Raw genomic sequence first — 10,794 nt, forward strand, 5'->3', positions numbered from 1 at the left:
TATACGTTGGTGATAGATTAATAGTATCTAAAATAACCAAAAATTAACACAGGAGGAAATGAAGTGTCAGGAATTAGCGAAACACCTTTAGATTCATACGTCATTAATCAAACAACAATGGCGGTCCTTCCGGTTGAAGAAGGAAAACGAGTATATTCAAAAGTTATTGAAAGAGAGACAAGCTTTTATGTTGAATTAAAGCCTCTGCACATTATAGAACGCAGCTGTAGGTTCTTTGGCTCAAGCTATGCAGGCAGAAAAGCGGGAACATATGAAGTAACAGGAATTTCCCACAAGCCTCCCATCGTGATTGACTCATCCAATCATTTGTATTTCTTCCCAACCTATTCATCCAACCGCCCCCAGTGCGGATGGATTTCCCACAAATACATTCATACTTTTCAAGAATCGTCCCTCGGAGACACGGTTGTCACTTTTACCAATGAGCAATCGGTCAAACTGGACGTCTCATATAAATCATTTGAAAGTCAGGTGCACCGCACAGCATATCTTCGAACGAAATTTCAAGACCGTCTTGATGGAGGTCTTCCTAAGAAACAAGAATTTATGCTGTATCCAAAGGAACAGCAGCTCAACCTTGTGTATGACTTTATTTTAAGAGAACTTCGTAATCGATATTAGTTCAACACCAGCGGCAGCAAGCCGCTGGACTTCTTCACCTGCCATACTTCGCACATCGTCATTTCTTTTTCAACGAAAAAACAATTGATTATCATATAAAAAATTATATAATTTAATCATATCATATAAAAAAATATATATTTTGATGAAGGTACGAATCATTCTGAATCACATATGTCCTGTGGTCAATCTTCATGAAAAAGCATACCTCATTCAAGATGGTGAAGTAGTAGAAGAGTTTGCGATTGCCAGTAAAGGGAAACTACAATAGAGCAACAATGGAGTGAAAGAAATGTCAGAAGTGAAACATCAATTAAACCATTACATTCCGATTGCAAAAACGATTGCGCATATGTTTGGCTCTTCTTGTGAAGTGGTCATTCATGATTTGACCCAGCCGCAATCGTCCGTCATCTTTACGATCAATCATCATGTCACAGGGAGAGCGGTCGGACAATCGTTTGACCATCTAGTAAAAGAGGTGCTCTTATCGGACGAATTTGATGAAGATTACTTGGCAGGCTATGAAATAAAAACAGAAGATGCAAGAACCATTAAAGCATCTACAACACTGCTTCGTGATGACAAAGACCAGGTGATCGGGGCGCTTTGCATCAACTACGATATGAGTACAGTAAGTCATGTAAAAGAATTAATCGACAAGCTTGTCCCTGGATTAGCAAAAGAGGTGCCTGCCGCATCGCCAAAGAAAAGCAAAGATACGCTGCAAAGTGTAGATGAAATTGCAGATCGTCTTATTGAGCAGATCATTTCTCATCAAAAAGGCTCATTAAAAAAGCGGCAAGAAAAAATTGAACTGATTCGTTTTATGGATGAGAAAGGCATCTTTCTCATGAAAGGATCAGTGGATAAAGTAGCGGAGCGGTTAGGTATATCGAAGGTCACGGTTTATAGCTACTTAGACGAATTGAAGAAAATGAAAGAATCAGAGGAAACATCGTAAATCAAATCGAATAGGGGGATGGCTATGCTAAAAGAAACCTATGTTTGCACCTCATGTGAGACAGCCTATCCAAGTACACCTGATATTTGGAAATGCCCGTGCGGCGGTCTTTTGAAAATAGAGTGGGAGAAACCAGCGTTTTCAAAAAAAGAGATTCAAAGTGAGTTACCTGGAATGTGGAGATATGAAAGGGCACTGCCTTTTCATTCGCGATGTAGTGTGTGGGAAGAGGTCACTATGGGTGAAGGATATACGCCGCTTGTGCCGTTATCACAAGATGATCCTCACACATTTGTGAAAGTAGATTACATGATGCCTACGCTTTCTTTTAAAGACCGAGGAGCAGCTGTCCTGATCGCAAAAGCAAAAGAATGGGGCGTCAAAAAGGTAATCGCTGACAGCAGTGGAAACGCCGGTACTTCTATTGCCGCCTATGCGAAGCGTGCTCAAATTGAATGTGATATCTTTTTAGGGACATCCACTTCACCGAAAAAAGTCGCTCAAATAAGCGCACATGGAGCGAATATTCGTATGGTTGATGGAACGAGGGAGGATGTGGCAAAGGCAGCGCAGTTGGCAGTTCAGCAAGAGGGAACGTTTTATGCCAGTCATGTGTTTAATCCTTACTTTTATGAAGGAACGAAAACATACGCTTACGAAATGTGGGAACAGCTTAGCCGCGTGCCGGATACGTTAATCATTCCTGCAGGCAACGGCACACTTCTATTAGGCGTTTACCAAGGTTTCTGTGAACTATTAGCGGAAGGTCTCATTGAGACATTGCCGAAAATCGTCGCGGTGCAAGCAGAAAACTGTGCCCCGCTTGCCGAAGCTTTTTATGAGCAGCGTCTTGAGAAAGTGTCGGTTCAAAATAAAGGAACGATAGCTGAAGGCATTGCCATTGCAGCACCTGAACGTGCAGCACAAATCCTTCACGCCACGAAGCAGACAAATGGGTATATTTTGACCGTGAATGAGCAAGAGATTAAGGGCGCACACACAGCACTAGCAGCGAAAGGGTTCTACGTTGAACCAACCACAGCAGCCAATTATGCTGGCTTTTTGAAGCACCGAAGAATGGCACATGAACGGATTGTGCTGCCGCTATGCGGAGCGGGATTAAAAGCCATTTAAATTCAAAAGGGGAATCACTAATTGAAATCCATTCATCTAAAGGACATTTACATAGCACTGGTCATCGCTGAAATGAATGATGTGCAATGAAAATATAAGGGGAATTCGTTTGGCATCAGCATGATCACACGGACGAAGTATTTCTCGTCATTGAAGGTGAGATGGAAATTGAGTTTAGAGATGGCAAGGTTGAACTGAATGCAGGAGACTTGTATGTGATGCTTAAAAGGAAAAGAGCACAAACCGTTCGCACAGGAAAAATGTCATGTCATGCTGGTTGGACCGCGGGGAGTTGTCAATACGGGAGATACTTCATCTGAACTGACAGCAGAAAACGATGTGTGGATATCACGCAAAAGGAAAAGGCGCCGAAAGGGGTCTTTTTTATTTCAGAAAAAAGGACGAGATTGAAACCATACGTGCGTCTCTCGTCGTCTATTGACTGTATCAACATGAAATGTGAACCATTAGAAGGATTTTCATTCATTTCCTCACAAATCACAGAAGTGATACAGGCGGTCTGTTACAATAAAAAGAAGTCATTTCTTGTAATGTGTTCGTATGAGGTAAAAGATGATTATTTTTGACCGATATGAACGAATGGGAATAGAAATGGAGGCTCTGTATGAAAAAACGATGGCATTTGATGCTGCTATTTACCATGACAGTGACACTACTCACAGCCTGTAATCAAGCAGGTCAGCCGCCTTCAAAACAAAACACAACAGAAGACACGTATGAACAATGGGTTCAGCGTTATATGGATGAGTTAAATGAAGCCTATGAAAACATGACCGATCAATTTATTTCAGACGGACATGGGAAAATCCAAGCAAATGAAAAATTGAGAAAAGCGACGAAAGCATTTGATCGTGTGATTCAAAAAGGACTTGCTCATCAAGAAGTTCCAGCTGCGTATAAAAAGGCTGACAAACAATTAAAGACAGGCCTTGCTTCATTTGAAAAAGGAATTGACAAGGTGGAGCAGTTGTTGAAGCACCCCGATCAAGAAAAGTTGTTTATGTCAGCAACCCAGCATTTTCAAGATGGATTGCAAGAGACAGCCTCATATATTGAAGAAGTGGGGAACATTCAGCAATCACGTTAAAAAGACCCGGAAGTCAATCTTCCAGGTCTTTTTAGATGCAAAATGTTTGCTTTAACCGGCGCACGCCTTCTTGGATCATGTCTTCATCCGTACAGGCAAAACCAAGCAGCAATCCTTTTCTTTCGCTTTCATAGCAATAGGGGCTTAATGGATAAATGCCGACGCCCGCTGCTTTTGCTGCCTCAATACTGCCTTTTTCATCAAAGTCTGGTGTTCCTTCTAAAAATACATGAAGACCTGTATCGGTTCCATATAAATGGAAGTGTTTGTCAAAGTGATGTGTCAAAAGGGCATGCATCATGGCGGCCTGCCGCTTTTTATACACCTGTCTCATTCGTCTGACATATCGGTTGAATTCTCCTTCTCGGAAAAAAGAAGCAAGTGTGATTTGCTCCATGATCGGCAGCTGTCTTTGAATAAGCGATTGCAGTGCAGCGATTTCTTTGACGACAGCTTGAGAGCCGATAATTGCGGCAAGACGGATGCCTGGTGCGAGCACCTTTGAAAAACTTAATATATAGATCACATGGTCTGGTGCTTCTGAAAATAAGGAAGGAAGCGGCCCGCCATGATAACGATAATCCCCATCAAAATCATCCTCTAATATATAAGATTGATGTTTGACAGCAAACTGCAGCAGTTGCTGTCTTCTATTGACGCTCATACAGACGCCGGTTGGACGCTGATGTGAGGGCGTCACAGCGATTAGCTTTGTACGTTCTGGCAATGTATCCACGATCATTCCTTCTTCATCTACAGCAGCAGGATGAATGTTCATTTCACGATGTAAAAAAGAAAGTCTTGCTCCGGGAAAACCAGGATCTTCAACAGCCACCATATCCCCCTTTTTGAGCAGTACTTGTGAAATTAAGTCAATGGCTTGCTGCGTGCCCCCTGTTAACACCATTTGATCTTCTTCTATCTCGATGCCTCGTTCAACAGATAAGTATTGGCGAATTTCTGAGCGCACTTCCCATAATCCATGCGGAGAGGAATAGCCCCAATCTTTCATATCTAAGCGCTGTAATGCTTTTAGAAGCGAGCGTTTCCAAATGTTTTGAAAATGTTCGTCGATGGCTGGTTCTTGATGGCGAAAGTCAATCTCAAGCTTCTCATGAAATTGATTGGCCGATAGCCAGTGATCCATTTGTTTTTCAGCCTCGTCAAAGTGAGGTCTAACTGGAAGCGCAAAAGGCGGTTCGCTTTGACGGGGAGGAGAAGCTGCGTATTGATCACTTGAAATGACCTTTGTCCCGCCTCTTCTAGAGGTGCTCACATAGCCTCTTGCCAGCAGTTCATCATAGGCGAGCTGTACGGTTGATCTTGATACGTTGAGCTCCTGTGCCAACACTCGCGATGGCGTTAACTGATCATCAGGATTCAGTGTTTTTGTATGAATTTTTTGAATGATACCAGTGACGATTTGCTGCCAGAGCGGGGTAGAGCTTGAGCGGTCTAAATGAATATACACGGTGCACCTTCTCCCTTACTTTTAGGTCATCCTATCATGATGACATGAGATTTTGGACTGGTCAATAGAGTGATTTTTGGATGTAGGAAGAAATCCAAATGGTGTGTACACTGGTTCATATCATTTACAAAGAGGAGAGAGTCCAATGATTCCTGCATCAAAAGAAGAAACAGCCCATCTATCCATGGTGCCGTTTATGATTGTTTTATTTGGCCTTTTCATGATTACGGCTGCTGTGAACCTGCAAGTGCCTCTTTATACGGCGTATGCAGACCAAGCAGGATACGGAAAGGCGGCTACTGCCCTTGTATTTGCCGCATATGTATTCGGACTTATACCGGTATTGCTGTTACTTGGCGGCATATCAGACCGGGCTGGACGGAAGCCGATTTTATTGGTCGCACTCTGCTTCTCGTTATGTGCCACTCTTTTGATGATCGTGGAGCCGACCATTCAAATGCTTTTTGCAGCCCGGCTGCTCCAAGGAGTGGGGCTTGGCTTAAGTGTTGGAACATGCACGGCCTACTTGATTGCTTTATACCCAGAGAAATCAAGCTGGATTCCAACTTTTATCGCACTATGTAGTTCTGTTGGGTTTGGGGGAGGTGCTCTTTTTACAGCGATACTTTCCTTTCAACATGTGTCGCTGACGCCGCTTAGTTATTGGGGTGTGTTGGTCTTTTTCATCCTGACGATTGTTGGTGTATTCTTTTTTGTGCCGCCTGTCCAAGGAGATGCGGGCAAACCGTTAATGAACATGCCAAGGTTTCCAAAAGGGACAATGCTGGCGAACTTAGCCATTGCCATTGCATGGTCTGTGTGCGGTCTCATCATTTCTATTTTGCCAGCACAGCTTAAACTAAATGGCTATGAATTGTGGGTAGGACCGGCGCTGTTTTTTATTAATATAGCAGGTGTCCTGATGCAGCCATTTGTTCGCAAGATGAATAGCAGCGCAGCGCTCAGGATAGGGTTTATTTGTCTTCCATGTGGATATGGTTTGTTGTTATTCGGTGCAAATGGCGGATCCATCCTCCTTGTGCTTGCTGGAACTCTTTTGGCGGGCACTGCTTGCTATGGATTTACTTACTTAGGGGGCTTGCAGCTCATTGTCGAACAAGGGAAGAAGGAAGCGGCTAGAGCCGTTGCAGGGTATTACTTGTTTGCGTATCTAGGTCTTGGCATACCGAGTGTGTTTGTTGGTCTCTTTGCTGATATTTACGGTACTCAGACGGTGTTAACCCTCTTTTTCTTGATCGTTTTTGCAGCTTGCCTCATCCTGTCGACCTTAGGGTTCAGGCAGAATCAAGCGTGAGAGGTCTTCTTTCTCTTTCCCATCCCTTTCGTTTAAAATAAAGGCAGGAGAGGGGGAGATGATATGAAAAAAGTACAGCTGGATGGTGCGATGTGCAGATCGCAGGAGGCGCTTCATGATCAATTAAAAACAGTCTTGCAGCTACCTGACCATTACGGGAAAAATCTTGATGCGCTTTGGGACTGTTTAACAGGAGAAGTGAGTCTTCCTGTAGAGCTTACATGGATCAATTATCAGGCAAGCAAAGACGAGCTTGGCGATTATGCAGAGAGCATGAGGCAGTTATTTCAAGAAGCAGAAGAGGAACTAAAGGGGCAATTCCAATTGAACATTCAATCATAAAAAACAGCTGATTCTGAAGGCTGTTTTTTTGTGTAAATGAAATCGTTTCTCATTCTACTATTGAATATTTCACTAAATATGATAATATATGAACTGTCGCTTAATTGATAATGATAATCATTTGTGACGGAGCGCTTGATAGAAAGTGAGAAACCTGTATGAAGTTGTACCAATTAAGTTTGTTGTTTGTGTGTTTGGCATGTGCGTCACTGTTTGTCGGTGTACAGGATCTGTCTATTTTACAGTTGTTTCATCTAACAGATGAACAAGTGCAAACCTTATTATCAAGCCGCATCCCGCGGTTGATGAGTATTGTGCTTGCTGGCATGAGTCTGAGCATATGCGGCTTTATTATGCAAAGCATGACGAGAAATAAATTTGTATCTCCAACCACTGCAGGAACAATGGATTGGGCCAAGCTTGGGATCTTGGTCGCCATGCTTGTTTTTACACAGGCAAGCCCGCTAATGAAAATGGCTATCGCTTTTCTATTTACTTTAGCCGGTAATCTATTATTCTTAAAAATTTTGCGCCATATTAAGGTGAACGATACGATCTATGTACCGTTAGTCGGCTTAATGTTTGGCGGGATTATTAGTTCCATCTCCACGTTTATCGCCTATAAATATGATCTGATTCAAAACGTATCAGCATGGCTGCAAGGGGATTTTTCTCTTATTGTTCAGGGGCGTTATGAGCTGCTCTATGTGAGTGTTCCGCTATTGATCATTGCGTATGTATATGCGGACCGTTTTACAGTGGCTGGTATGGGCGAGAGCTTTGCCGTCAATTTAGGTTTAACGTATAAACGTGTGATGGCAGTTGGTTTGGTGATCGTTTCGATGATTACTTCTGTCACGATTTTAACTGTGGGTATGCTGCCATTCCTCGGCTTAATCATTCCTAATATTGTATCGATCTACCGAGGGGATCATCTGAAAAAGAGTCTGCCGCATACGGCTTTACTAGGTGCCATTTTTGTGCTCATCTGTGACGTACTCGGACGGGTGATCATTTATCCATATGAAATTTCTGTCGGGCTCATGGTCGGCATCATTGGAAGTGCGATCTTCCTGTACATGTTATTAAGGAGGAAGCGCTATGCATAAGAAACGAATGCTATTTCTCATTGCAGCCATTGCAGCCGTATTTGTTGTCATTTTTATCACCTTTCAAATGGGGTACTGGGAGTACACAGTGCCGAGCCGTTTAAAGAAGGTACTTGCGATGACATTGACAGGGGGCGCTATTGCCTTTTCCTCTGTGGTGTTCCAAACCTTGACCAACAACCGAATTCTAACACCAAGCATTTTGGGACTAGATGCGCTGTATTTGTTTTTGCAAACGGCGATTATCTATCTTTTTGGATCGACCAATTGGATGATCACTAATAAGAACCTGAATTTTTTCCTTTGCGTTGGATTGATGATTCTTTTTTCCGTACTTCTATATACGGTGATGTTTAAACGCAAAAACAAGCACATTTTCTTACTCCTGCTTGTTGGGATTGTATTTGGTACATTGTTCAAAAGTCTTTCTTCCTTTATGGAAATGCTCATTGATCCGAATGAATATCAGGTTGTACAGGATAAATCCTTTGCAAGCTTTAATCATATGAACACAGATATCCTCCTCATCGCTTCTGTTTTATTTGCGGCGCTGTGTCTTTATATTTGGACATTCCGCGCTAAATTAGATGTGATGTCGTTAGGAAAGGAACATGCTGTGAATCTCGGGATTGACTATGACGGTATCACCAAAAAGATGATGATTGTCATTGCCGTTCTTGTGTCCATTGCGACGGCCCTTGTCGGCCCTATTACATTTCTTGGCTTACTCGTCGTGAACGTGGCAAGAGAGCTCTTTCGTACATACCGTCATACGTACTTGCTGTTAGGCTCTTTTTTCATTAGTGTCATTGCCCTTGTCGGCGGGGAATTTCTTGTGGAAAAGATATTTAGCTTTCAAACGCCGCTTAGTGTGCTGATTGATTTAGTCGGTGGCTTGTATTTTATTTACTTACTTTTAAAGGAGAGTCGTTCATGGTCGTGATGAAGGGAGTCAGTAAGACATATAATGGAAAAACAGTGCTTTACGAAACAACTGTCAGTGTGAAAAAAGGACAACTGACCTCTCTCATTGGTCCAAATGGTGCGGGCAAGAGCACACTTTTGTCCATCATGAGCCGTCTGATTCAGCCAGACACAGGTGCAGCTTATCTAGAAGACAAACCATATAGTCAGTATCCTCCGCAGGAGCTGGCGAAAAAGATGAGCATTTTAAAGCAGTCCAATCACATGAGTGTACGTCTGACCGTTCGGGAGCTTGTCAGCTTTGGCCGTTTTCCGTACTCACAAGGCCATCTGACAAAAGAGGATGAGAAGATGATCGATGTGTCCCTTCAATACATGAAGCTTGTCGATATCCAGCATCAATATTTAGATGAACTGAGCGGCGGACAAAGACAAAGAGCTTTTATTGCGATGGTGCTGGCTCAGGATACGGATTATATCTTTTTAGATGAGCCTTTAAACAATTTGGATATGAATCATTCTGTGGAGATGATGAAGCTGTTTCAGCAGCTCGTGAATGATCTGGGGAAAACGATTGTTGTGGTTCTCCATGATATTAACTTTGCATCTGTATATTCCGATCATATCGTCGCTTTAAAAGATGGACAGATCATCAAAGAAGGCGGAGCAGACGAAGTGATTCAAACCGATGCACTTGAACAAATTTATGACATGCGTATACCGATTGAAATCATTCGCGGTGAGCGCATTTGTTTATATTTTTCTTAAAAAAACGAAGAGGTGAAGAAGTATGAAAAAATGGATATGGTTGATGACTGTATTAACAGCGATGGTTGTACTCGCTGCCTGTGGTAACCAAGGGAAAACAGAAGGAACAAGTGAGGAAACCGTGACGGTTAAAGACATGCTGAATAAAGATGGCGTGAAAATCAAGAAAAACCCGAAAAAGGTTGTTGTGTTTGATATGGGAAGTCTTGATACGCTAGACAAACTAGGTGTGAATGTGACAGCTTTACCAAAACAAGTGATCCCTAAATATTTATCTAAATATGAAAGTGACAAATATGTGAATGTCGGCGGTTTAAAAGAGCCGAACTTTGAAAAAATTGCAGAGCTCAAACCGGACTTGATTATTATTCAGCACCGTCAAGCAGATGCATTCGACGAATTTTCTAAAATTGCCCCTACGATTTACATGGATGTAGATAATGCAAACTATATGAAATCATTTAAAAAGAATGCCGAAACGTTAGGAAAGATTTTTGATAAGGAAGACAAAGTCAAAAAAGAACTTTCAGCGATTGATCAAAAAGTGGATGCATTAAAGAAACAAGCAAAAGAGTTAAAGAAAAATGGTCTTGTGATCATGGCGAACGACAGCAAAATGACGGCATTTGGTCCTAAGTCAAGATATGGTCTGATCCATGATGTATTTGGCATTACACCGGCTGATTCAAAGCTTGAGCCATCTGACAAACACGGACAAAGCATTTCATATGAGTATATGGTCAAAACGAACCCAGATTACTTATTTGTTGTTGATCGCGGTGAAGCGATTGGAGAAGAAACGTCTGCGAAACAGCTTGTTGAAAATGATTATGTGAAATCAGTCAAAGCGATCAAAAACAATCATGTGGTGTATTTGAACTCTGACATGTGGTATTTAGCAGGCGGCGGCCTTGAATCATTGAATGCCATGATAGATGAAGTGAAAAAAGGAATTGAACAAAAGTAATGGATGAAAAGCTGCTCATATGGTACTGACCCCATCAGATGAGACAAATA

The 10,794-nt window shown here is 42.2% G+C and carries 11 protein-coding genes and 2 pseudogenes; 12 read left to right on the top strand and 1 reads right to left on the bottom strand.

Annotated elements, in window-relative coordinates; all coding sequences use genetic code 11:
• Window positions 1-63: 63 nt before the first annotated feature.
• The 6 genes and pseudogenes from BA1_RS11475 (at window position 64) to BA1_RS11495 (ending at window position 3,848) form a co-directional block, all read left to right on the top strand.
• On the top strand, window positions 64-642 hold the full coding sequence (locus BA1_RS11475; RefSeq protein WP_008359051.1) for a competence protein ComK: 579 nt from the start codon (window positions 64-66) through the stop codon (window positions 640-642).
• Between the two features lie 139 nt (window positions 643-781).
• Window positions 782-913 (top strand): annotated as a pseudogene (locus BA1_RS19485) (D-TA family PLP-dependent enzyme); the annotation flags it as partial.
• 21 nt (window positions 914-934) lie between these two features.
• The gene (locus BA1_RS11480) at window positions 935-1,606 is read left to right on the top strand and encodes a helix-turn-helix transcriptional regulator (protein WP_008359054.1); all 672 of its coding nucleotides are present in this window, start codon (window positions 935-937) and stop codon (window positions 1,604-1,606) included.
• A gap of 24 nt (window positions 1,607-1,630) precedes the next feature.
• Entirely contained in the window at window positions 1,631-2,740 is a 1,110-nt protein-coding gene (locus BA1_RS11485; protein WP_008359056.1) for a threonine synthase, read from the top strand.
• 98 nt (window positions 2,741-2,838) lie between these two features.
• Window positions 2,839-3,088 (top strand): annotated as a pseudogene (locus BA1_RS18730) (cupin domain-containing protein); the annotation flags it as partial.
• A 277-nt stretch (window positions 3,089-3,365) separates the two neighbouring features.
• Entirely contained in the window at window positions 3,366-3,848 is a 483-nt protein-coding gene (locus tag BA1_RS11495; RefSeq protein ID WP_008359060.1) for a hypothetical protein, read from the top strand.
• Window positions 3,849-3,879: 31 nt separating this feature from the next.
• Here the strand turns inward: BA1_RS11495 and pdxR are convergent, their stop codons facing one another.
• The gene (pdxR, locus tag BA1_RS11500) at window positions 3,880-5,319 is read right to left on the bottom strand and encodes a MocR-like pyridoxine biosynthesis transcription factor PdxR (protein WP_008359063.1); all 1,440 of its coding nucleotides are present in this window, start codon (window positions 5,317-5,319) and stop codon (window positions 3,880-3,882) included.
• A 145-nt stretch (window positions 5,320-5,464) separates the two neighbouring features.
• Between pdxR and BA1_RS11505 the strand changes: the two genes are divergently transcribed.
• The 6 genes from BA1_RS11505 to BA1_RS11530 all read left to right on the top strand — a co-directional run bounded on the left by BA1_RS11505 (window position 5,465) and on the right by BA1_RS11530 (window position 10,744).
• The gene (locus BA1_RS11505) at window positions 5,465-6,634 is read left to right on the top strand and encodes an MFS transporter (RefSeq protein WP_008359065.1); all 1,170 of its coding nucleotides are present in this window, start codon (window positions 5,465-5,467) and stop codon (window positions 6,632-6,634) included.
• Window positions 6,635-6,697: 63 nt separating this feature from the next.
• Window positions 6,698-6,976, top strand: coding sequence for a barstar family protein (locus tag BA1_RS11510; RefSeq protein ID WP_008359067.1), 279 nt, complete (start codon window positions 6,698-6,700; stop codon window positions 6,974-6,976).
• Window positions 6,977-7,134: 158 nt separating this feature from the next.
• A complete protein-coding gene (locus tag BA1_RS11515; RefSeq protein ID WP_008359069.1) occupies window positions 7,135-8,085 on the top strand; it encodes an ABC transporter permease in 951 nt (316 codons plus the stop codon).
• Window positions 8,078-9,028 carry an iron chelate uptake ABC transporter family permease subunit gene (locus BA1_RS11520; RefSeq protein ID WP_008359071.1) on the top strand — a complete coding sequence of 317 codons (951 nt, stop codon included), beginning with the start codon at window positions 8,078-8,080 and terminating at the stop codon, window positions 9,026-9,028. Before BA1_RS11515 ends, BA1_RS11520 begins: the two co-directional genes overlap by 8 nt.
• The gene (locus tag BA1_RS11525; RefSeq protein WP_008359073.1) at window positions 9,019-9,777 is read left to right on the top strand and encodes an iron ABC transporter ATP-binding protein; all 759 of its coding nucleotides are present in this window, start codon (window positions 9,019-9,021) and stop codon (window positions 9,775-9,777) included. The genes BA1_RS11520 and BA1_RS11525 overlap by 10 nt, the downstream gene beginning before the upstream one ends.
• 22 nt (window positions 9,778-9,799) lie before the next feature.
• Entirely contained in the window at window positions 9,800-10,744 is a 945-nt protein-coding gene (locus BA1_RS11530; protein WP_008359076.1) for a siderophore ABC transporter substrate-binding protein, read from the top strand.
• Window positions 10,745-10,794: the final 50 nt, after the last annotated feature.

The sequence above is a fragment of the Bacillus xiamenensis genome, from assembly GCF_000300535.1.
Classification (GTDB): domain Bacteria; phylum Bacillota; class Bacilli; order Bacillales; family Bacillaceae; genus Bacillus; species Bacillus xiamenensis.